The organism is Psychrobacter sp. C 20.9 (assembly GCF_001921765.1).
Classification (GTDB): domain Bacteria; phylum Pseudomonadota; class Gammaproteobacteria; order Pseudomonadales; family Moraxellaceae; genus Psychrobacter; species Psychrobacter piscatorii_B.
Map to the genome: position 1 here is coordinate 53505 of NZ_MRYC01000014.1, position 23112 is coordinate 76616.

The window sequence follows — 23112 nt, forward strand, 5'->3', positions numbered from 1 at the left end:
AGAAATGAACAAGATAGCGCCAGCAAAAAAGAAAAAAGACCATAACTATAATAATGACCAGCAAGATGCGCCAGCACAAATCGCTAGCCAAAATGCAGCGGAGCAACTCGAGAAAATCAGAAGTGCGCTGCGAGCATTGCGAGATGCGGTCATCTTACTGAATGAAGATGATGGGTTAGAGTGGTGGAATCAGGCGGCGCAGGATCTCTTGTCACTGCAGCCAGCTGACAAAGGCCAAAGTGTGTTTGACTTTATCATTGTGCCCGAGTTTCGCCAGTACTATCAAAACACCACCCTGCCGAATGATGGTGTCCATATAGAATCGTGGCGCGATCCCAGTCGTTATCTAAAATTTGAGCTCACGCCTTTTGGTGACGAGAAGCTATTGTTTATTTATGATGTGACCCGCGTACAGCATTTGGAGCAAATGCGCCAAGACTTCGTGGCGAATGTCTCTCATGAGCTACGCACACCGCTGACAGTAATGATGGGCTATTTGGAGAACTTCTCTGACCAGCCAGATATGCCGCCACAGTGGCGTCGCGGTTTTGAGCTGATGACCCAGCAAACAGCCCGTATGAATCGAATCGTAAATGACTTATTACTGCTCTCCAAGATTGAAATCGAAGAGACGCATGAGTTTAATGATGTCGATATGACCAAACTCCTCACCAATATCTATGATGATGCACAGGCATATAACCAAGCGTACAAGCACACCATTCATTTGCACATAGATACTTATGATGGGTTATATGGGTCGGAGGTGTACTTGATTAGCGCCTTGTCCAACCTAGTCATCAATGCGATTAAATATACACCAAAAGGCGGTAATATTACCATCAGCTGGACGCAGACATCGGATGGGTGCCGATTTGCCGTTGAGGACGATGGACTTGGTATCGCACCAGAGCATATTGCGCGTTTGACGGAGCGCTTTTATCGTATTGATAAAGGGCGTAGTCGTGCCACAGGCGGTACAGGATTAGGGCTGGCTATCGTGAAGCACGTTTTGCATCAGCACGAGGCGCAGTTGCAGATTGACTCAATAGAGGGAGAGGGGTCGACATTTAGCGTGGTATTTCCAGCCGCGTATGTGAGATCGGCTGCGACAAATTAGTAAAGGCCTTGTTCCATATTGTTTAGACTCGTCATGCGGATTTATTTAGCATGCCTAATTTATTATACCTAGTCTTTTTGCAAAAGCGGGTAAGGGTTGACGGCACTGCCATTGATATAAATACCGTAATGTACATGTGGCGGTGTCCCTTTTGCGTTACCGCTATCACCCACATAGCCGATAATATCGCCCTGATTGACCCAATCATTGGGCGCAATATCGGCATAGTCTTCTAGATGCGCGTAATAATGACCAGCACCGCCAGGCCCTACCACGACGACCACGCGCCCACCCAAGTTATTCTCACCAACCTTACTCACAATTCCCTGCGTGGTTGACTGTATCGGCGTGCCACGTTCTGCAAAGATATCGATGCCTTCATGTGAGCGCCCTTGACTGCGTGCCGCACCCCAAGTGTCCGTCAGGTTTTTCTCTGGCAGTGGACTGGGGAGACTGTTTTCTGTAGGCAGCTTTTGCTGTAATAGACTCAGCTGTTGCCACTTGGCGACCACAAATGATTGGGTCTGCTCGCTAATGCTGGGTAGCAGCTTATCAAAGACAAATAAAAACCCTAGCAATACAACCGCCTTAATCAGTACGCCGAGTACACGACTGACAAAAGAAGGCTTCGGTGGTTGGCTTTTTCCATCTGCTAGCATTGATGTCTCTTATCTGTTTTATATTATATGAGCTAATATTATAAAAGCCCTATCTGCTAAGGTATGTATAGCATTGTTATCTATGGCTTTTATCCCCATAAATACAGGTGGGGTTAAATACAAGCACAGCAAATATAACTTTATCTACTTAACGCTTCGGTTGAGCGATGATGGTGCTATGGATGGTTAATTTTTTATGAATGATGCTTTGAACACCGCTGACATGACAGATACGGCTACTATGACTGAAACAGCGCTTGTCATCGATACTGAAACCGATCAAGGCCGTGATCCGAGACCCATTCAAGTGGCGACGATCAACGTGGCAACTGGATTTGAATGGATGAAGTACTTCAATAGCGGCCGCTCTATATCCCCTGCCGTCATCAAGGTGCATGGTATTACTGATGCTGACGTGGCTGGTCTTGAGCGTTTTGAGTTGGATCAGTTTGAGCTGCCAGAGTATTTGATTGGTCATAATGTACGCTTTGATTGGCGAGTGATTGGCAGCCCTTCTGCTAAGCTGATTTGTACTGTGAGCCTCGCGCGTGCTGCCTTTCCAGAGTGGCGCGCTTATGGTCAGTCTAAGTGTATCGAGCAATTATTGGGTAAGGGCGAGGCGAGCACGATGACGATTGCCGCTCATGATGCGCTAGGGGATGCACGGATGTGTTATCTACTTTATCAAGCCTGCTGCGAGCGTTTAGAGATTGCGCCGACCGATTTTGCAGCGGCACATGCTATCTCAAATAAAGCGACGCCTGTGAGCAAGATGCCATTTGGCAAGCATAAAGGTAAGCCAATCAAAGAGGTGCCTATCAGCTATGTTAAATGGATGATAAGCAATATTCATAATATGCAGCCGTCACTGTATTCTGCCCTAAAGAAGCGGATAGAAGCAGAAAAAACAAACAATGCTAAGTAATAAAAGTGCATTTACCGACTTTGTGTATTGATACAAATAAATGATATCAGTCGCGACGGCCTCTTATACTGATGGATGAACAACGCTATTCACCTTTACTAAACCAATCTACTGCCATTTGCCACAGCTCTGGCGCTTTAGCATTGGTTTTACTGCTAAAGTAGCGCATGTGACCGATATGATTTAATCCGAAATCTTCAGGATTTAAAAACCGCTTTTCGACGGCCATGTTGGTAAATACGCGTATCATGTCATCCATGTTTTCGCTATTGGCAATATCATCATCGCTAAAGCCAAGCCACAATGCTGGCATGCTGAGTGCATCGTAAAAATGGGTGTGTATACTTTTACCAAAAGCAGTCTTGATATAGCCTGCGCCATTACACCATTCACGCCATTGACGAGCCACGCCGCGCGGTAGTGGCTCGCCCATGCCAATCTTGTCTGAAGGCGTATAGCCTAGTGTTAAATTGGTGAAAGGGATAAACGCATCCATAAATCCCATGGCTTTGAGCTTATAAGGCATGCCCATGTTTTTGATACGGCCTGAAGAGCACGCGACATTGAATACGGACGTAATCGCCTGATAGTTTGGTATCAAACCGATAAGCTGCCCACCTGCACTATGACCGATAAGGTGATAAGACGCCTCGGGAAACTCATCTTGCAGCGCATCAAGCACGGCAGGCATATCGTGTCGCCCCCAACTTATGAGCGAAGCATCACACTTTGCCAGATTGGTCGAAAGCGACTCACCAATCCCTTCATTATCAAAAGTCAGTACGCCAAAGCCGCTCTCTGCTAAATATAGGGCAAAACTATGGTAAAAATGGCGTTTGATACCGGTGGCGGGCGCGATCATAATCGCTGTTGTCGTTCCCTCTTTAGGGCGATAGACAGTGGCTGCCAATGCCTGATTGCGATCGGTCATGATGCTCAACGAGTACGTGTCGATATTGGTTGCGCCATCAGCAATATTAGGACTAATCAAAGGATTGTTAATAATACTTTCTGCATACTCTGCGGCAGAAACAGCGTTGTGATTATCCATCGTGATACCTTCATGTTTTTTATGAGTAGATAGTGATTATTAAACTGCGATGAGTCATCAATTCCCATCTTTAAAATGTAGTTGTTGCGTAGTGATAAATCGTTGTGACTATGTGGTAGCATTGCTTATGTTAAGATAAATACTAGCGAGACAGGTACTCAAATATGACTTTCAAGTTTTGTATGACTTGGTTGAACTCATTCTATAAATGGCGTGCATAACACTATAAATGAAACGTGTGGTATTTGACCTTTACTAATAACAAACACTCAATAAAAAATGATCGATAAATTAAGGAAACTATATGCAAATGAAAATCAACGATGATACTTATGATGTAATCACGAGCAAAGACATCACCAATATAGAAAAAGCCGTGGATAAATCAACACTAACGATGCCGCTAGTGGCCGTATATTGCGGTTCACGATTGGGCAACAATGATGTGTATGAGCAGGCAGCACGCGAGCTTGGCAGTGCGTTGGCAGATAACGGTATGGGACTGGTATATGGCGGTGCTAGCATTGGTCTCATGGGCGCGGTCGCAGATGAGGTCATCAAAGGCGGTGCTGAGGCGGTAGGCGTCATTCCAACCTTTATGCTCAAGCACGAAATCGCTCATGAGCAGCTGACTCGCTTGCATTTGACCGATACCATGCACACGCGTAAGACCGTTATGGCAGAGTATGCTGATGCCTTTATTACCTTGCCGGGCGGACTGGGCACACTAGAAGAAATTATGGAAATCGCCACATGGCGTCAGCTGTATCAACATGAAAAGCCAATGATTATTCTCAATATCAATGGTTTTTATGACCGTATGATTGAGCATCTAAAATATACCACCGAGCAAGGGTTTATGAAGCAGCAAGATTTAGATCGTTTGGTGGTGTGCAATACCATCAACGAGGCAATCGAGATGCTACAGACCGTCGTGACCATCAATGATCATGTGGATACAGAAAAAATGGCTGGTAGCAACAGCTAAGCTTTATAAAATCGAGCAATTAAAAGCAATCACGTAAAAAAGGAGCAGATAACCGATTATTGGTTGTCCGCTCCTTTTTTATAGTCAGTTTTATATTCATAAAGTTAACCGTAAACGCTAGAAATGACTAATACTTGCTATACACCAGCGGGTGAGAGATCATCCAGTGCTGCTTCACGAATACTATGATTGACATCTGCCATTGCTATTGGAAATCCACGCTGCTCAGCGAGTACACGTGCAACCTTATCAACAGCCAGACCATCGTTATGTGTCAAGTACGACCATTCGTGTGCGTAGCGGCTACGATTCATTGGCGTATCGTTCTGTATCAATCCGAGCGTCGTCAGCTCATTCACTATCTGATCAGCAGCGATCAAGGTTGAAGATGCTTTGACATTTTCTGCACGAGCGTAACGTATATTAGAATACAAGCTTACGTCAGCCACTCGCAACGTATCATCTTCTCCAGGAATTTGCTGCCCACCATATAGCGCATTGCCAACAGTGCGTGCACTATTGAATGTCGGTACAAACTCAGCCACATATTCAATCGCCTGCTGGCTACGCGCTTGTAGCGGCGCTTTGTCCCAGCCATCCTCGATATAGTGTACGTATTGCTGTGGTAGTTTAGGCTGAGCGCTGTCTGAGCTAGATGCGACCAGACCATCATCAAATAAAGTAATGGCTTTACTCATGCCATGTATCTGAAAATACCCACCCGGATAGGGGGTTAACTGTGCCATGCCTTCGGGCGTACCTCGTTGACCGTAGACGATAATCTCTGGAATCTGTCCACCTGCATCGCCCCAATGGGTGACATAAGAGGATTTAAACTCGACCATGCGCGTGACTTCAACACCGACCATGTCATCGATGACACCAGTGCGAAAACCGCAAGCATTGACCAAATAATCGACTTCGATAGATTCAGCTTGAGAGTCGTTTGCTTGCTGATAGTCAATGCGCCATTTGGTAACATGGTGATCGGCATTGGCGCAGTTTTCACAATCCACAGGGACTACTTTTTGTACTGTGGTGTCAGTAAAGACATGGGCGTGGTCATATTCTTCAAGCGCCAACTGCGCAGAAGCCGCCAAGCGAAAGATATTCCAGCCGTACTCTTGTACGACAATCAGTGGGAATTTTACTTTATTTAAGTCTAAGTATTTGGCCACTGGTATCATCCACTCATCAACCGTACTTGGTACTTCAACTTGCTCACGCTCAGACAACTCAAGCAACTGCTCATGACTATAGAGCTGATAGTAATTTTCAGGTTCGCCAAGTACTTTATTGTTGGCATCTTGCTCAATCAGATCTTGATACGCCGCTGTCAAAATATCCAAACGCGGTAGTAAGTCTTCAGGCAGTCCTTCATCGCGTGTCGGTACCGCAAATACAGTAGGACGAACATCGATGGTATAAGGATAGAGACGTAATATATCAATACATTGCTTGAGGAGTGCCACGCAATCTTCATCAGGTATCTCGCGGTACAAGTTGCCGCCAGCATGCAAGTGACACATTGGTGGACCATCAATGAGTGATTTTTTCTTCTCAAACAAGTAAGTCTCAAGTCCTAATGCGGCAAGGCGAATAGCAATCGTCGAGCCTGCAGTACCGCCGCCCAAAATACCGACGCGTTTAGTAGGACGTTTGGCGGGCAAGTTTTGATAATCTCCATAAGACAGCACCTTAGAAGAATCATCTTGTTTGACAGAATGAGCGTGATTTTTATTAGAAGACTGAGTCATTGTCGTCATTATATCCTTAGTAGCATTTGCATCAGGCCATGCTCGGTGTAATCGTTAAATGTCTTGTAACTATTGATATGCGTGCGAAGGCCGCTAAGTTCAATATTTATTTATAAGCCACAACAGAGGGATTTTCCATTGTGTAGTAATACTTCATTTCTATAAGTTCATTTTACGAAGAACTACAGACGATATGATGACAAATACGTAAGTAGATGCATGAGTTTTGTCAACGAGGTGAGGTGGCCTTGGGCAGTTTCTAATAGGCGAGGTCGAGTGCAACATCTGGAGAATGGGGATAAGGTCAGCTTTCTGTAGCCAAAAAGGTCTGTGTTTAAGCATTTTGTAAGATTCAGCCACTTTTGTAAGTTTGTATATTGACGGCCATTATCGCCAAAAACTGTATGTTATATTTATTTCGCTCAAATGAGATCAAAGCTTTGTTTTTATCGCTTTCACATCAAAAAATAAAAACGGCTCATAAAATTTATTATTACAATTATCAAAATGACAAGGAAGTTGCTATGAAAAATATCATGATGTTATCTGCACTAACTGGCGTATTAGCACTGACCGGTTGTACGACGCTAAAAAGTGTTGTTGGAAATGACATGTCAGGCACGCACGAAGTCCAAGCAACCAATAACAATACGGCCCCTATCGCTAGCAAAAATGGCGTATTGGTAGATGCAACGAATCACATGACGCTTTATACGTATGACAAAGATTCGATGAATAAGTCAGACTGCGGCGCCGCCTGTCAGGTTGTTTGGCCAATCTTCCAAGCACCAAGCAATGCAAAACCTTCTGGTCAGTTTGCGGCGTTCAAGCGTGAAGATGGTAAGTATCAATGGGCGATGAATGGTAAACCATTATACTTCTATGCTAATGATACAAAAATGGGCGATAAAGATGGTGATGACAAATTTGACGTTTGGCATGTTATCCCAACCAAATAGTATCTTATAACGCTATTGTTGGACAAAAAAAGCAGCCCTATTATGGAGGCTGCTTTTTTGTTGTTGCTAGTAAAAGCGATTAATAGCGAATGACGTCTATTTTGACTTTTTCTCTACCAACTCACCATCTATCTGAATAGGCACATTGGTGGTAACGCCTTGCGAGTATGCATCCATGCCATACGCTGTACGATCGATGTTACCTGTTGCACGGAAGCCAACCACAGGTTCTTTGGTCAAAGGACTGTTATCGATTTTCTTTAGCGTTAGGTTAAGTGTTAATGGTTTGGTTTGACCAAGTAAAGTAAAGTCGCCAGTGACTTTTGCTTGTTGTGGATTGATAAAGTTAACCTGAGTGGATTTAAAGCTCATGGTAGGGTACTTCTCAACATTGAAAAACTCGTCGGTTTTCAGATGCTTGTCACGGGCTTCCCAACCAGTATCAATACTGTCTGTATCTACAACAAAGTTAAATTGAGTTTGATTTGGGTTTTTTAGATCGAACTGTACAGTGCCGTCGACATCACTAAAGTGCCCCATAACCGTAGAAAATCCCATATGCTCAACAGAGAAACCGACACGAGTATGTGAATTATCTAGTTGCCACTGAGTTGGTAGAGCAGCGCTTGCCATAGTCGTGATAGCAAGTGCTGAGCTGATTAATAGTGCCTTAGTAGTGGTTTTGATGGTAGTGTCTATCATTGAATAGTCCTTATTTAGTGTTAGGGAAGTTGTGCTTACCGATGAACAAAGAGTGCGATATTTTTTGTAGAAAACTGACTAGCCATATCGCATAAATGTTCGATAGATAAATGGCAAAGAAAAGCTAAAGCTCGTTAGCTTAACTACAGATATCTATATAATTGATTAATTAAACTAACCAAAGTATTGTACTGGGTTAACTCGTACATCTCAACACTATTTGTGTATTGGTGACAACTTATCACATATCTATATCACAACTGCGGCTTGCGTTGGGTGACAAAAACCGTTAAAATCGCGGTTTAATTTTCCCGCTGGGGAAAGGCTAAGTGAGCAGAAGAGTGGTGCTTTGTGCTGGAATAAGCCAGTGACGCAGTTGCCATACTTATAATGTCCTTAGTGCCTCAGTTACGTATGTTTTCGTTTGCTTGAGACACCGCTCATGATGTTGACGCAAATTGCCATACATACATCGGACCTAGAGAGTTTATTATGCGTAAAGATATCCATCCTGATTACCAAGAAGTTTTGTTCCATGACACCAATGCTGACGTGTTCTTTTTGACTCGTTCAACGGCTAAGACTAAAGCGACTCGTGAATACGAAGGTAAAGAATACCCATACTACCCACTTGATATCTCAAGTGCGTCGCATCCATTCTATACTGGTGAGCAACGTAAAACCTCTACTGAAGGCCGTGTTGCAAGCTTCAACAAACGCTTTGGTGCATTTGGTGGCCGTAGCAAGAAAGCTGCTGACGCTGCTGAATAATTTATACCTATGGTGTAAATGTGTTTTGCTAAGTAATAAAAAACCGCTGATGATTCAGCGGTTTTTTTGTGTCGATAGATCAATACTTGCGTGTTTTTAGCAATCTGTCTGAGCGGTGGGTGAGTCTAACAGTTGGGTCATGTTCTCTACGATCTGCTGTGCCCAATAACCGTACATTAGGCTACTCGGATGAAAGCCATCACTGGCGAACATCACGGCAATATCAATAGGCTGACCATTGCCATGCTCTGATATCATGCGTGCAAAGTCAGTTGCCATATAGTTGACACCGTCATGAGCAGCGCAGACTTTTTGCAATATCTCATCAAGTATTGAGGCCTTTGCCCCAACGAAGTTGTTGAGCGGAGAGGGGATGGCAGGCATCTGCGCCATCGGTGGTAAGCTCAAAAAAATCAACTCGCGTACGCCAAATTTACGCTGCGCAATATCAATGGTATCTTCAATTTGCTGCTGCCATTGATGCACAGAGACATTGGACGTCGTATCGTTGACCCCAACGCTCAGCAGCATCACATCGATAGGTTGGTCAGGAGTAGGGAGGACATATAATCTGCGCAAAATATCAAAGCTAGTATGACCAGTCGTCGCTTGTAATGACCAATTGAGCTGTGCAAAGTTCGATCGAATAACGGCATTCTGTTCCAATATCGGAATCAGCTTACCAACCAGTGCCTCTTGCTGAGTCTGACTGCCAACACCTGCTGCTGCTGAGTCGCCCACGACCATCAAATTGAACGTCTCTTGGCTTTTAGATGACAGTCCATCATCTGCTTTTGATAGCTCAACCATACCATGTCTTTCGCCGTTTGGCTCCGGCAAACGAACGGTTTCACGCTTGATTTTACGACCCTGATAAAGATAAACAGGCGCAAATAATACATCTTTTGCGATAGATGTTAGTTTATTAGTATCTACCATCCTGCACGTTCCCTAATAATCGTGAGACTGTCCTCAATCAATAATTGACCATCAACATAGACATCGCGTAATAGGTTGTCTGATGGCCTACCCAATGCTTGCTCTTTTATGGTTTTGATCTGGCCATTGCCATCTTGTACCAGTGCCAATCGTCCTTTTTTCGATCGTTTTGAGCGGCTGGTGATAGGGTCTTTATAAATATCTTTCCATGTGCCATCGATACAGATAGCGCTCGATTTCATCGCCCAGCTCATGGTGTCACGGTTGACTTGTTGCAATAAACCACCGCCCATACCAAATGTCACGTTTTCTATGCTAAAGCCTGCTTTGATTATCACGTCAATAATTTTGCTTAAGCTTTGTGCGCTGATGCCATCGCCTTGGATGATGCGCACATAATTAGGCAGCACTTTGTAGCCTTTGCTATTGACAGTTGTACCAAACTTCACCGCCAAACGCTCTAGCGCTTCACGGACGACTTTAGTCGGCTCGCCACTGTCTGGTCGAATGACCAAAGTGCCACCCATATTTTCGACCTCATCTTTTAAGGCGTCGCCCCAGATATTATCGATCGCATTCCATAGGTCGTAACTGTCAGACACAACTGAAAAAGCTTTATCTTCGCCGCCGAACTGCTCAATCATATTGTGAAAAGCCGCTTTCTCATCATCACGTCCCCAAGCCGTCATTGTGCTGTGCTCCGCCGCTGGGATAGAGAAGGCAGGCATGTCATCACCCATCTGATACCAGCGACTGGCCGCAATAAGTGCTGTCATTGAATCGGTACCAGCAAAGTTGACCAAATGCGCCAAGCTGCCAAGGGCAACCGTTTCCTGACTCGACGCACCGCGCGCGCCAAAGTCATGTAAGCGAAAAGGTAGCGACTCTGTATTGTCCGCTGACTTTTCTAGCGCTTGACGGATAATCTCTTTGCAATAGCGAGAGACACTAGCGACCGTTGACGGATACCAAATCGCGCGTAATAGCGCTGTTTCGATATAACTTGGTAGCCAATAAAACTCAGGATCAGTGTTGATGACTTGGCAGACTACATTTGATGCCGGAGCGATGCTGCCCTCAGGAACGGCTTGAATACGCAGTGGCAAATAGCCGTTGTGTTTTTCAATCAAGTGCTCCCAGCCCGCACGATTAAAGGTTAAGCCATGCGCTTTAACCACTTTTTCGGCTTCGTCGATATCTTGATGCGTGATAGGGGTGCTTAGGTACTCTTTGATAAAGGCCTGCAGACCAAAGAACACCACATCATAGTCGCCTTTGCGCGCTTCAATGTAGCTGGACAGATACTCACTACCACTTGGATATTGCACCCAATGTGAGGTTTTATAGCTGTCACTATTTAAGATTAAATTATTTAAATTACTGGTGTACATCACAGAACTCCTCTGCTTTGAGCTGCCGCAGCTGCTTTGAAAGAACAGTGGCGGCGGTTAACCATTGCCGTCTATCGGCACTGGTATAAAAAGTTAAAAAATACATTGTGTAGATATCAGTGAGGGTTGATTTGACCATGACCTGATCATCCGTTTAATAACGAAAAACTACAACCCAACCATTTTGGTAATAATCGCATAATGATCCTCAAACATCATTTTGGCATCAAGCTCTGCCAATGGTAGCCAAAATGCTTTGGTCGCATCATCACCGCCTTTTACTTTTGGCAACCCTTTTGGGTCGTTTTTTAGCTGGAAGTAAAAGGCTTGGGTAATGGTGCGTCCGCGTGCTGAACGATACGGGTCATCAAAGGTATGCTGACTGTGGCAAGAACCGCGCAATACGGGCTCAGGCACTTTCAGGCGTGTCTCTTCACGCAGCTCGCGAATACACGCATCAAATAGCGTCTCTTTTGGGTTTAAAAAACCACCCGGTAATGCCCACAATCCGCGTCCCGGCATACTACGTCGCTCGACTAGTAAGATGTGCCCCGACTGTACAATCAACGCATCAGCCGTCATGAAGGTTGGTGGATAGGGGGCAGATTGCCACTGTCTTTTGTATTTATCAATAAAGTCCGCTTCTTCATGCAGTTGATGATAGTCGTCCGTTTTTTTGAATGCATCGAGGACGCTGCGCGTTGACTCAGGCGTGCGCTCAGGCGTTGGCGTAGCGCCCATCAGATAGCTGTCGCGAATAGGCGTGGCTGATAGATTATGATAATTAGGCACTGAGACCGATGCCCAGTTAGGGAACAGTGATAAGTAATATGATGAGCTGTCTTTTGAGTGACCAATCAAGCCAATATCTGTTTGCAAATCACCCGTGACTGATTTTACACCTGCTTGGACGTATTGTAGCCAGCGCGTATCGTTGTATAGTGCATCGTCTAGACCGACGCAATGGATACGAGCGGCGTCTTCTGCTGAGTAAGCGCCCTTGATCATCGCAGCACGTTCAGCGACGCTAAACGGATTACGTAAGCTGCGTGGTAGATTGGCCGAACCAATCAGCATAATCACTTCATCAGAGCGTTTGAGCGCTTCGTCAATGACTGCCTTGTGCCCACAATGAAATGGCTGGAAACGCCCGATAAAAACCAAATAGCGGTAGTGTGTGCTGTTTTTCTGATCGGGGTTTTTCTTATCTGAAGCTTGCTCTGATAATTCACTCATAGACGCCAATTTCCTACAACTTATTTTTATTGATAAAAAATTAATGACGCTAATACTGACACAGCCTGTGACTTTCTGACAAGTGGAAAGATGTTTAGGGGTGTATCCTTAGTAGGCATTATTTGTATTTAGTCTGCTTGATAAATAATGCAGCTGTCTTTATATAGAGGGTAGCTTATCAGTCATTATATAAACAATGCCTAATCTACTGACTTGTAGTGCCATTGAAAAAACCAATGACAACCATTTGCAGCGGTCACGGTTCAATTCACAGTAGCGCGGTCGGAATTACTCCTTGATTCAGGTATAATGGCCATTATAGACGGATTAAATTTTATGACTATTGCTGCCAGTGCATTACAATAATAAACCTCAAGCACTGATGGCTTGCAAACTGATATAAGCCATAAAAATTTTGAAAAATTCAAATTCACGACACGGTCGCCATAATAGATATTGCGCTTGTGTCACAATGCATAGGAAACATTATGAGTGAGCAAAATCAAGCCGCTGACTATGAGTCAGCATTAGATACTGAGCAAGTTGAAGCAAAAAGCAATATCACCATCACTGAGTCTGCTCAAGGCTATTTGGCAGACTTGTTAGCCAAGCAAGATACTGATGGTATCGGTGTGCGTATCTTCGTTGAGCATCCAGGCACGCCGCGCGCAGAGTGCTGCATGGCTTACAACCAACCAGGCGAAGAAGACAGCGCTGATTTGTGTTTAACCTATGATGATTTTTCAGCCTTTATCGAAGCGGCCTCGGTGCCTTATCTAGAAGATGCGGTTATCGATTACAATAAAGATCGTTTTGGTGGTCAGCTGACCTTCCGCGCGCCAAACTCTAAAGTACCCAAAGTAGGTGCTGACGCGAGCGTCGAAGAGCGTATTAACTATGTCTTGCAGTCAGAGATTAACCCTGGCTTGGCAGCACATGGTGGCGATGTACAGTTGCTTGAATTGATTGAAGAAGAAGGTATTGGCCTGACCGCCGTCTTGAAATTTGGCGGTGGTTGCCAAGGCTGTTCAGCTGTTGATATGACACTGCGTCAAGGCGTTGAAGTACAGCTTAAGCAGCAAATACCAGAACTGACGCAAGTGGTTGATGATACCGACCATACGCGCACAGAAAATGCTTATTATAAATAAATGCAAAAAACCAATAAAAGCAGCATAGCGGTTATAAAAACGCTTATGCATGTTTGTCATTAAACAATTAGTATTTTGCTATTCTTTTAATAAAGAAGCTGAGTTATGATGAACTCAGCTTTTTTTATTGCTATGATTTAGCAGACAGCTTTTTGAGATAGTTTTTAAACGCCAACTCTTGAATCAGTAATTTTTGATCAATACATTTGATCCATACAAAGGAATGTACGATGAGTGATGAACAAGCAGCCCAAGAATTAAAGAACAACCAGCGTCTTGAGACCTTGGCGATTCATGCTGGCTATAGCGTGGAGCCGACCACCAAATCCGTCGCCGTACCTATCTACCATACCAGCTCCTATGCGTTTGATAACACTCAGCATGGTGCTGATCTGTTTGATCTAAAGGTCGCGGGCAATATCTATACGCGTATTATGAACCCGACCAATGCGGTGCTAGAAGAGCGCGTTGCTGCGCTTGAAGGTGGTATCGGTGCGCTTGCGGTCGCCTCTGGTATGGCTGCTATCACTTATGCGATCCAGACCATTTGTGAAGCAGGTGACAATATCGTCGCCGTATCGACGCTATATGGCGGTACTTACAATTTGTTTGCGCATGCATTGCCGCGTCAAGGTATCGAGGTGCGCTTTTTTGACCACAAAAACCCAGAAGCCATTCGTGTTTTAATCGATGATAAGACTAAAATGGTCTTTGCCGAGAGTATCGGTAACCCACTAGGTAATATCGTAGATATTCAGGCGCTCAGTGATATTGCTCACGAGTACGGTGTGCCTGTCGTGATTGACAATACCGTTGCCACGCCTGCGCTATGCCGTCCGTTTGAGTTTGGTGCGGACATTGTGGTGCATTCATTGACTAAGTATATGAGCGGTACGGGGACGTCGATTGGTGGTGCGATTATCGATAGTGGTACGTTTGCGTGGGGCGATTATCCTGAGCGTTTCCCATTACTGAACACGCCAGATGCCAGTTATCATGGGGTGAATTTTGTCAAAGACGTAGGCGCGCCTGCCTTTATCGCGCGTGCTCGTGTCGCACCGCTACGCAATACGGGCGCGGCGCTTAGTCCGCTTAATGCGTTTAGTATCTTGCAAGGGATGCAGACGCTGAGTCTACGGATGGAGCGTCATGTACAGAACGCACAAGCGGTTGCAGAATACTTACGTGACCATGACAAGGTCGCTTGGGTAAAATATGCAGGCCTGTCTGACCATCCTGAGCATGAGCTTGCCCAAAAGTACATGAAAGGCACGCCTTCTGCTATTTTGACCTTTGGCGTAAAAGGCGGTTTGGAGGCAGGGTCGCGCTTTATCGATGCGCTACAGCTGATTACGCGCTTGGTGAATATCGGTGATGCCAAGTCATTGGCCTGTCATCCTGCCTCGACGACGCATCGCCAGTTAAATGGGCAGGAGCTTGAGCAAGCTGGCGTCAGTGAAGATATGGTACGTTTGTCTATTGGTATCGAGCATATTGAAGACATCAAAGCCGATCTTGCGCAAGCATTAGCTACTGCTTAATATAAAAGCGTGCTCATTTAGGAAAATTATTTGAGTGATTATAATCTATAAACAAAAAAGCCCATATCGACTTGATATGGGCTTTTTATTTGCGTTAAATATACATATTCAGCATTTAAGCAGATAGGACACGCTGAGCGATATCTCGGTAATCCTGCGAGGCAAGACGTGGTCCAAACTGCTGGATGACTTGTGACGATATTTCGCTGGCAAGACGTCCACACTCTGGCAAGCTATAATGCTGCGATAGCGCATACAAGAAGGCACCCGCGTAGTTATCACCTGCGCCGTTGGTATCGATGACACTCGTTACTGCTGGCGTTGCCACGTCGTAAACTTCAATCTCCGATTCGTCATCAGGTTTGTGGGCAATGACCGCACCGTTGGCACCATCAGTGACGACCGCTGTTTGGCAATGCTCAAGCAGGGCACGGGCAGCGGCTTTAACTTGTTTTTTATCGGTGAATAGCTTGGCTTCTTCGCTATTACAGAATATCACGGCGACTTTATTGCCGAGCATGTTAAGCAGGCCGTCTTTGGCAAATTTCACTACAGCAGGATCCGCAAAACTCACGGCAATTTTTGCATTATGAATACCGGCTTGTTGGCGCAGTTGCGTCATTGCTGGTTGTATGCTTTCAGACATGGCCAAATAGCCTTCTAAATATAGCCAGTCTGCTTGCGTCAACGCATCGAAATCAACATTGTCAGCTGCGATTTCGCTTGAGGTGCCAAGATAGGTCTGCATGGTACGCTCGCCATCTTCGGTGACAGCCACCACACAGGAGCCGGTCACGCCGCCTTCATGGATAGATTTGTCTGAGGTTGCGACGCCTGCTTCGTGCAAGTCTCTGAGGTAAAACGCCCCTTGATCGTCATCACCGACGCGGCAAGCATAAAACGGCTTGCCGCCGAGGCTAGCAAAGGTAAACATTGTATTGGCTGCTGAGCCACCGCCGGCTTGTTTTGATGGCTCAATCTCAGCCAACTTAAAGTAAGCCAGTAGTTGCTGCTGCTCCTCAAACTCTGCTAGTGTCATATTACCTTTGGTCAGCTCGGTCTCTTCTAGTGCCGCATCTGACAGCACATACTCGTGATCAACCAACGCATTACCTATCGCCATTACATCGTACATTGCTTACCTCTCTTCAATTAATTTATAAACAGTTATCTTTTTTATTGTTAAAAACTAGTCAGCTTGCAGCTCTAGTAGACGCTGATAAAGTGCATTCTTTTTTACACCAGTGATATCAGAGGCCAGCGCGGCTGCTTTTTTGACCGATAGATCCTCTAGCAAACGCTGTAGCAATTTATCATGAGTACTGATGTCGTCAGTATCCTTTGCCACACCGGCGCCAGCGACGACCACGACGATCTCACCGCGTTGCTGATTGTCATCTGCTTTGACAAACTCGACCAGCTCGCCAAGGGTGCTTTTATGTACGGTTTCAAATGTTTTGGTCAATTCACGACAAAAAGTCACTGCACGGCCTGCACCAAATATCGTCGCCATATCTTCCAGGCTAGATACTATGCGATGCGGCGCTTCATAAAATATCAGAGTTTCGGTACGTGCGATCAAATCGTTCAGTTGTTTTTGACGGCCGTGAGTTTTGGCTGGTAAAAACCCAATAAAGCTAAATCGATCTGATGGCAACCCTGCCACTGACAATGCGCCAATAGCAGCAGAAGCCCCAACGATAGGAGATACGGTCACGCCAGCTTCATGTGCAGCCTGTACCAATTGATAACCTGGGTCACTGACCAGTGGCGTACCAGCGTCACTAATCAAGGCAACCGAATGACCTTGCTCAATCATTTCAATGATTTTAGGCGTTTGAATAGCGCTATTGTGTTCGTGATAAGCCCATAGCTTGTTATGACCTTTTTGCTTCGTTGTGGCCTCATCATCTTCTACACTACTTGTGGCATGATGGGTCTCTGAGCTTTTGGCCTCATCCGTTTTACTTCCTTTAGTATCAATACCAAAGTGCGACAACAGCTTACCTGAAGTGCGAGTATCTTCACAGGCAATGATCGCGACCTGCTTTAAAACAGCAATCGCGTGTGGCGTCATGTCGGTCAAGTTGCCAATCGGCGTGGCAACGATATAGAGACAAGCTGGCATCGCAGTAGGGGTAGACATGAAAACCTCGGGTTATTAACAATAATAGTGCGCCATTATATCCAGTCGTTATCTATGATTTTTCAGTCAAATAGTGAGTGAATAAATCGATAGATTTTGAGAGCATAACGCGCAGAAGTGGCTAGTTTAGCATGTTGTGCTATGATAATTCTCAAATGTTAAGCAGACGAATTAACCTTATGGCGAATCACAAACCCTTGATCTTAACCTCACCGAAACAACGCCAAGGCAGCCTGTTTGAACAGCAGGCGTGTGAGTATTTACAAGCACAAGGGTTACGGTTGGTGGCGCAAAACTGGCAACAGCCAAAAATAGGCGAGCTAGATCTGATTATGATGGAAGCAGGACCCGCATGGTCAACGCTAGTATTTATCGAAGTTCGTCAACGCAAGCGGTCAGTCTATGGCGATGCAGCACTCAGCGTGACGACAAGCAAGCAGCGTAAAGTGATTAAAGCGGCGCAATGTTTTTTGCAGCAGCATCCTGAGTACGCTCATTATGACTGCCGCTTTGATGTCATTGCTTATAATACGGCGGGTAAGCTCAGCTCAAAAGAGAATCCGTTGAGCGATGAGCCGGAATGGCTTAAAGGTGCCTTTGTAGCCAGTGCATGGTAGTAAATATATAACGTCAATACTGGATGACTCGCGCGGCTGACTGAATCTAGCGCGCAATACTCGTTACCAAAAACCTAACCGCTGCTGGCCAAAATTAAGTAAAGTAGCTGTTAACAAAATTTGTCTTATCACTGCTAGATAAAAATTGACTCAATTCATTGAATTTATAACACCGTCACCACCATGCTCTAAGAGGTAAACAATGACACGGATGCATTTGCGCACTGCTATTTTTGGTTCATCACGCTGTATTACGACGGGCATTATGCTTGCTGCTTGTGTGGTCAGTACAGGCTGTGCCACCAACTATCTGACCAACAGTACAGAAGGAACTTACGGTGTGCCAATGACTGAGCGCACCATTCCGCAGCGTCTACTAGATCGTAGTATCGAGCATACTGCCAAAATCAACGTGTATGGGCTAAAAGAAGACTTGCAGCAGACCAGCCGTATGGGTATCGATAGCTTCAATAGCGAAGTGCTGCTCACAGGGGAAGTACCGTCTGAAGCGCTCAAAGCAGAAGTAGAAAAGGTCGTTAGCTCCATGCCAGATGTACGCCGTGTCTACAACGAGATGGAAGTAAGTGCTTCAAAAGGCTATAGCTCAACGGTTCATGATGGTTATATCACCTCAAAACTACTGGCAAAAATAGCCGCCAGTGATGGCGTCAAAACCTCACAAATCAAAGCAGTCACCAACAATGGCGTGGTCTATATTATGGGCCGCATGACACCCACCCAACAAAGTAACTTAATTGATGTTGCGAACAGCACTGTTGGGGTGACCGAGCTGGTACTGCTGACGACAGTTGTCGATGATAGAGGTGTAAAGATAAACGATGATGATATTATGTACGAGAATAACCTAGCCAATCCGGCGGTCGCACCAGCTGTCCAAGATACTGCTGTCAGTACCGCAACGCCGATAGTAATAACGGAAGAAGAGGCTACTACGACGCAACCATCATCAAGCCCATATATCGATCTTTATCAAAATCAGTAAAACTACTGAGTTTGCCAAGCTGAGTCTACCAAGCAATGATTGACGATAAATAAGAGCTTGTATAATAGCTACTTAGCTATATGTGATACCCGTCACATCATAGGATGCTAGTAGCTTTTTTTGATATTAATCACAATAAGCCTAAATAGATATAACAGTAAGAGCACGAGAAATCCTCAGCCAGTGAGTACTATATCAATAGTGAAAAGTAGCAGAAGCAGCATATTGGTCACTTATATTTTCAAGTGAAAGTATATCGTTGACCAATTAACGAAACAGTATAGCTGCTATAACGCTACTCATTATTGATTAATAAATATAATAGGATACTGGCAATGAAGGTTTCAAAAAACCGTATACAACAGAGTGAAGATATTAATAGAGATGCTATGAATAGCATCGGCTCTTACACTGGTAAAAAAGTACGCACGCTGAGATTCACAGGGGCGGCAGTTCTAGCATTAGGTGGTATTGCATTTGCGACGCAAAGTGCACAGGCATTATCACCGCTAGGCTTTGTCAATGGCATTACTTCTAGTGGCGGTGTAGGGGTAAGTAAAGATATCTTATACGGTGATGAGCCTTTGCAAGATTTAGATATTTACTATCCAAAGCCCTTGGCACAGGCAATGAAAGCCCAAAGCGCTATCAATAATGACTACCCTATGGTGGTATTCGTGCATGGCGGTTCTTGGGAGAGCGGCAATAAAGAGCAGTATGCTTTTGTCGGTCAAAGCTTAGCGCAGGCAGGCTATGTCACCGCAGTGATTAATTATCGTAAGGTGCCCGAGCATGTCTACCCTGATTATGTCAATGATACGGCCCAAGCGATTGCTTGGAGTATCGAGAATGCGGCCAGCCTGCATTCTGATCCGTCACGTGTTGCTGTCATGGGACACTCTGCTGGCGCGTTTAATGCAGTCGCAGCCGTCGCCAACGAAGACTTTTTAGCGCCTTATGGTATTAAGCCGACAGACGTTGCGACGGTTATCGGTATTGCAGGGCCTTACAGTTATGACTTTCGTAAATTCGATAGTGCGTCAGCTTTTCCCTCGGATGCCACACCTGATCAAGTCATGCCTGATCGTCAGATCAAAGGGGCACAGCCACCATATTTGTTATTAACCGCAGAAAAAGATAAAGTGGTGCATCCAACCAATGCACTCAAAATGACGCAAGCATTGAAAGAGGCAGGGGTAACGGTGCAGACTGGTGAGATCGAAGGCGCGAGTCACGCAACTATCATTGGAGCAATGGCACCGCCGCTACGTTGGGTCAATAATGTGCGTGCGCAAGTAGTGACGTATCTAGACACAATGCTCAAATAGCTTGTTGTTATTCATATCATGGGCTTTTGACTGCTTATTTTTCGATACGGTTTCAGTCCTCAAATACACTTGAGCAAGACAGTACTGTAAGATAGGCAAACTCTTGTTATAATGTCATCACTTTAAATCTATACCCTATTCTAAACGTTAAGGCAGACTATTTTATGAGCATGAACGCTGACGATTTGATCGCATTTTTACAGACTCACTTCCCAGACGCTTTTATCCAAGCTGCCAATCAAGGCAATAAATTTGACGTGCGCGTGGTTGATGCAAGCTTTGAAGGCAAACGCGCCGTTCAACGTCAGCAAGCCATTTATGCGCTGGTTAATGATAAGATTGCGAGTGGCGATATTCATGCCCTCAATATTCAAGCGCTAACGCCTGCTGAGTGGGACGCTCAATCAAAAGGCTAATTATATAGCTATCTATCTAACTGGCAATCGAAGAGTTCGTTTAACAGACATAAGGATTCTTTACTGCTCGTTTTCACCATTTTCTATACTCATCGCTAGGTTGTCACCTTTATGGATCAATTTTTAATCACTGGTAGTAGTCGTATCGAAGGGGAAGTTACTATTTCAGGCGCCAAAAATGCCGCCTTGCCATTGCTTGCCGCGATGATATTGGCTGAGACGCCAACGACATTGCACAATGTACCGTCATTAAAAGACGTACGAACATTGATTGAGTTGATCAGTGGTATGGGTATTAATATCCAAAAACAAGATGATACGGTCACTTGTGATACCAAAACTATTGATAACTTTTATGCGCCGTATGATTTGGTAAAAACCATGCGCGCGTCAATTTTGGTATTAGGGCCGTTACTGGCCCGTTTTGGCGAAGCTGAAGTGTCGTTACCAGGTGGTTGTGCGATTGGGTCGCGCCCTGTTGATCAGCATCTAAAAGCGTTTGAAGCAATGGGTGCGGTAATCAGCGTAGAGAACGGTTACGTGAAAGCGCAAGCGCCTAAAGGTGGTAAGCTGATTGGTTGCCACTTCTCATTTGATATGGTGACAGTTGGCGGTACGGAAAACGTCATCATGGCAGCGGCATTGGCTAAAGGCACGACCGTTTTGGCTAACTGTGCATTGGAGCCAGAAGTAGTCGATTTAGCCAATATGCTGGTTGCGATGGGCGCCAAAATCAGCGGCATCGGTACTTCGACGATGACCATTGAAGGGGTAGAGCGTCTACAGGGTTGTGAGTATTCAGTGGTACCGGATCGTATTGAGACAGGCTCATATCTTGCTGGTGCCTTGATGACTCAAGGGGATGTGTTGACCAAAAAAACTACAGCCTCTTTATTGTACCCAGTGCTTGAGAAGTTTGAAGCGATGGGTGCAGTGATCACCACAGGTGATGATTGGATTCGCGCGCAGATGAAAGGTCGTCCAAAGCCAGTGGATATTCGGACTCAGCCACATCCAGGTTTTCCAACAGACATGCAAGCTCAGTTGATGGCGATTTGCTGTCTGGCTGATGGGACCAGTACCATTATCGAAAATATCTTTGAAAACCGCTATATGCACGTACCTGAACTTAATCGTTTAGGGGCATCTATCCAAGTGGATGGACATACTGCGGTGATCAGAGGTGTCGAGAACTTTACGGCGGCACCAGTTATGGCAACAGATTTACGTGCTTCTATGTCACTGGTGATGGCGGCTGCAACGGCAGAAGGCGAGAGCTTGATTGACCGCATTTATCATATTGACCGTGGTTATGAGCATGTCGAAGACAAGCTGCGTAGCCTTGGTGTTAATATCCAGCGTGTCAATACTAACGGCTAATACTGATAGGTCAACCGTAGTTTATACATGAATTACGTTATACATTAAAACTTCCCTTGAATGGGGAAACTAACTGCACATGGACACGATGTCATTATGACTGAGACAAGCAAACCTGCACCAGCCGACGGTCTACTAAACGAAGTAAACGATGCGTTTTCAGGTCTAACGTTGGCGTTATCAAAAGGCCGTATTTTAGAAGAGACGATGCCACTGCTACGTGCAGCGGGTGTTGATCTTTTAGAAGACCCTGAAGCCTCGCGCAAACTTATTTTTCCAACCTCAAACCCAAATGTACGTGTATTAATTTTGCGTGCAAGCGACGTACCGACCTACGTCGAACACGGCGCGGCTGATTTTGGTGTAGCGGGTAAAGATGTGCTGCTTGAGCATGGCGCGAACCACGTGTATGAATTGCTTGATTTAAAAATCGCTCAATGCAAATTGATGACCGCTGGCGTAAGAGATGCACCACTGCCCAATCGTCGTCTGCGTATCGCGACCAAATATGTCAATGTAGCGCGCGCGTATTTTGCGAGCCAAGGTCAGCAAGTTGATGTTATCAAACTATATGGCTCGATGGAGCTGGCACCATTGGTGGGCTTGGGCGATTTGATTGTCGATGTGGTTGATACGGGTAATACCCTACGCGCGAATGGACTTGAAGCGCGCGATCATATTTGTGATGTGTCATCACGTCTTATCGTCAATCAAGTCAGCTATAAGCGCAAATTTGCGTTACTAGAACCCATTTTAGATAGCTTTAAAAACAGTATTGCCAATGCCTAGTAAACCGGTGTCAATCATTGGTAATATAAAGCATAGGTATACGAATTTTTAAACCAGTTTAGCAGGCTATGAGTGATATAGCGTGCTAAACTGGTTTTATTGTCTTAGCTTGCGAAAAAATAAAATCACCGTAAAATTTAGACAAGAAGACAGCCAGTAAGTCGCCATATTTGTGAATAATAAGCATACTTTAGTTATATTCACACCGTTTATTTTCAGCCGTATTTCATGCTCAGATATAGG

General features: G+C 45.1%; 22 protein-coding genes. 13 read left to right on the forward strand and 9 right to left on the reverse strand.

Annotated features, from left to right (window positions below):
• Nucleotides 1–4: 4 nt before the first annotated feature.
• Entirely contained in the window at nucleotides 5–1120 is a 1116-nt protein-coding gene (gene phoR, locus BTW00_RS10240) for a phosphate regulon sensor histidine kinase PhoR (protein ID WP_075107330.1), read from the forward strand.
• 68 nt (nucleotides 1121–1188) lie between these two features.
• Here phoR and BTW00_RS10245 read toward each other — a convergent pair whose 3' ends face one another.
• Nucleotides 1189–1779 carry a M23 family metallopeptidase gene (locus BTW00_RS10245; RefSeq protein ID WP_075107331.1) on the reverse strand — a complete coding sequence of 197 codons (591 nt, stop codon included), beginning with the start codon at nucleotides 1777–1779 and terminating at the stop codon, nucleotides 1189–1191.
• Between the two features lie 196 nt (nucleotides 1780–1975).
• Between BTW00_RS10245 and BTW00_RS10250 the strand changes: the two genes are divergently transcribed.
• The gene (locus BTW00_RS10250) at nucleotides 1976–2704 is read left to right on the forward strand and encodes a putative quorum-sensing-regulated virulence factor (RefSeq protein ID WP_256714049.1); all 729 of its coding nucleotides are present in this window, start codon (nucleotides 1976–1978) and stop codon (nucleotides 2702–2704) included.
• 85 nt (nucleotides 2705–2789) lie between these two features.
• Here the strand turns inward: BTW00_RS10250 and BTW00_RS10255 are convergent, their stop codons facing one another.
• Complete coding sequence (locus tag BTW00_RS10255; protein WP_083603627.1) at nucleotides 2790–3755, reverse strand: alpha/beta fold hydrolase; 966 nt, start codon at nucleotides 3753–3755, stop codon at nucleotides 2790–2792.
• 304 nt (nucleotides 3756–4059) lie between these two features.
• Here BTW00_RS10255 and BTW00_RS10260 point away from each other — a divergent pair, with 304 nt between their 5' ends.
• Entirely contained in the window at nucleotides 4060–4743 is a 684-nt protein-coding gene (locus tag BTW00_RS10260; protein ID WP_075107332.1) for a TIGR00730 family Rossman fold protein, read from the forward strand.
• A gap of 137 nt (nucleotides 4744–4880) precedes the next feature.
• On the opposite strand, the gene BTW00_RS10265 is transcribed toward BTW00_RS10260, so the two are convergent.
• A complete protein-coding gene (locus BTW00_RS10265; RefSeq protein WP_256714050.1) occupies nucleotides 4881–6509 on the reverse strand; it encodes an FAD-dependent oxidoreductase in 1629 nt (542 codons plus the stop codon).
• A 515-nt stretch (nucleotides 6510–7024) separates the two neighbouring features.
• Between BTW00_RS10265 and BTW00_RS10270 the strand changes: the two genes are divergently transcribed.
• Entirely contained in the window at nucleotides 7025–7459 is a 435-nt protein-coding gene (locus tag BTW00_RS10270; RefSeq protein WP_058025140.1) for a hypothetical protein, read from the forward strand.
• A 96-nt stretch (nucleotides 7460–7555) separates the two neighbouring features.
• Here BTW00_RS10270 and BTW00_RS10275 read toward each other — a convergent pair whose 3' ends face one another.
• The gene (locus BTW00_RS10275) at nucleotides 7556–8161 is read right to left on the reverse strand and encodes a YceI family protein (RefSeq protein ID WP_058025129.1); all 606 of its coding nucleotides are present in this window, start codon (nucleotides 8159–8161) and stop codon (nucleotides 7556–7558) included.
• A 492-nt stretch (nucleotides 8162–8653) separates the two neighbouring features.
• On the opposite strand from BTW00_RS10275, the gene BTW00_RS10280 reads away from it, so the two are divergent.
• Nucleotides 8654–8932 carry a type B 50S ribosomal protein L31 gene (locus BTW00_RS10280; RefSeq protein ID WP_075107333.1) on the forward strand — a complete coding sequence of 93 codons (279 nt, stop codon included), beginning with the start codon at nucleotides 8654–8656 and terminating at the stop codon, nucleotides 8930–8932.
• Between the two features lie 96 nt (nucleotides 8933–9028).
• Here the strand turns inward: BTW00_RS10280 and BTW00_RS10285 are convergent, their stop codons facing one another.
• From BTW00_RS10285 to BTW00_RS10295, 3 genes are all read right to left on the reverse strand, one after another.
• On the reverse strand, nucleotides 9029–9871 hold the full coding sequence (locus BTW00_RS10285) for an SGNH/GDSL hydrolase family protein (protein ID WP_075107334.1): 843 nt from the start codon (nucleotides 9869–9871) through the stop codon (nucleotides 9029–9031).
• Entirely contained in the window at nucleotides 9865–11262 is a 1398-nt protein-coding gene (locus BTW00_RS10290) for a nicotinate phosphoribosyltransferase (protein WP_075107335.1), read from the reverse strand. The genes BTW00_RS10285 and BTW00_RS10290 overlap by 7 nt, the downstream gene beginning before the upstream one ends.
• 168 nt (nucleotides 11263–11430) lie before the next feature.
• The gene (locus BTW00_RS10295; RefSeq protein WP_075107336.1) at nucleotides 11431–12498 is read right to left on the reverse strand and encodes a bifunctional nicotinamide-nucleotide adenylyltransferase/Nudix hydroxylase; all 1068 of its coding nucleotides are present in this window, start codon (nucleotides 12496–12498) and stop codon (nucleotides 11431–11433) included.
• A gap of 488 nt (nucleotides 12499–12986) precedes the next feature.
• Between BTW00_RS10295 and nfuA the strand changes: the two genes are divergently transcribed.
• A complete protein-coding gene (gene nfuA / locus BTW00_RS10300) occupies nucleotides 12987–13649 on the forward strand; it encodes a Fe-S biogenesis protein NfuA (RefSeq protein WP_058025134.1) in 663 nt (220 codons plus the stop codon).
• A 230-nt stretch (nucleotides 13650–13879) separates the two neighbouring features.
• A complete protein-coding gene (locus BTW00_RS10305; RefSeq protein ID WP_075107337.1) occupies nucleotides 13880–15190 on the forward strand; it encodes an O-acetylhomoserine aminocarboxypropyltransferase/cysteine synthase family protein in 1311 nt (436 codons plus the stop codon).
• 115 nt (nucleotides 15191–15305) lie between these two features.
• Here BTW00_RS10305 and BTW00_RS10310 read toward each other — a convergent pair whose 3' ends face one another.
• Both BTW00_RS10310 and rsmI read right to left on the reverse strand, forming a co-directional pair.
• Nucleotides 15306–16325, reverse strand: coding sequence for an adenosine kinase (locus BTW00_RS10310; RefSeq protein WP_071002907.1), 1020 nt, complete (start codon nucleotides 16323–16325; stop codon nucleotides 15306–15308).
• 54 nt (nucleotides 16326–16379) lie between these two features.
• Nucleotides 16380–17336: a 16S rRNA (cytidine(1402)-2'-O)-methyltransferase gene (gene rsmI / locus BTW00_RS10315; protein ID WP_075107338.1), complete on the reverse strand. Its 957-nt coding sequence runs from the start codon at nucleotides 17334–17336 to the stop codon at nucleotides 16380–16382.
• A gap of 131 nt (nucleotides 17337–17467) precedes the next feature.
• Here rsmI and BTW00_RS10320 point away from each other — a divergent pair, with 131 nt between their 5' ends.
• From BTW00_RS10320 to hisG, 6 genes are all read left to right on the forward strand, one after another.
• Entirely contained in the window at nucleotides 17468–17953 is a 486-nt protein-coding gene (locus BTW00_RS10320; protein ID WP_075107339.1) for a YraN family protein, read from the forward strand.
• Between the two features lie 202 nt (nucleotides 17954–18155).
• The gene (locus BTW00_RS10325; protein WP_075107340.1) at nucleotides 18156–18956 is read left to right on the forward strand and encodes a BON domain-containing protein; all 801 of its coding nucleotides are present in this window, start codon (nucleotides 18156–18158) and stop codon (nucleotides 18954–18956) included.
• A 335-nt stretch (nucleotides 18957–19291) separates the two neighbouring features.
• Nucleotides 19292–20284 (forward strand): alpha/beta hydrolase, encoded by a 993-nt coding sequence (locus BTW00_RS10330; RefSeq protein ID WP_256714051.1) that lies wholly within the window; start codon nucleotides 19292–19294, stop codon nucleotides 20282–20284.
• A 164-nt stretch (nucleotides 20285–20448) separates the two neighbouring features.
• Complete coding sequence (locus BTW00_RS10335) at nucleotides 20449–20700, forward strand: BolA family protein (RefSeq protein ID WP_058025509.1); 252 nt, start codon at nucleotides 20449–20451, stop codon at nucleotides 20698–20700.
• Nucleotides 20701–20811: 111 nt separating this feature from the next.
• A complete protein-coding gene (gene murA, locus BTW00_RS10340) occupies nucleotides 20812–22080 on the forward strand; it encodes a UDP-N-acetylglucosamine 1-carboxyvinyltransferase (protein ID WP_075107341.1) in 1269 nt (422 codons plus the stop codon).
• Between the two features lie 96 nt (nucleotides 22081–22176).
• Complete coding sequence (hisG, locus tag BTW00_RS10345) at nucleotides 22177–22869, forward strand: ATP phosphoribosyltransferase (RefSeq protein WP_075107342.1); 693 nt, start codon at nucleotides 22177–22179, stop codon at nucleotides 22867–22869.
• The last annotated feature ends 243 nt before the right edge of the window (nucleotides 22870–23112 follow it).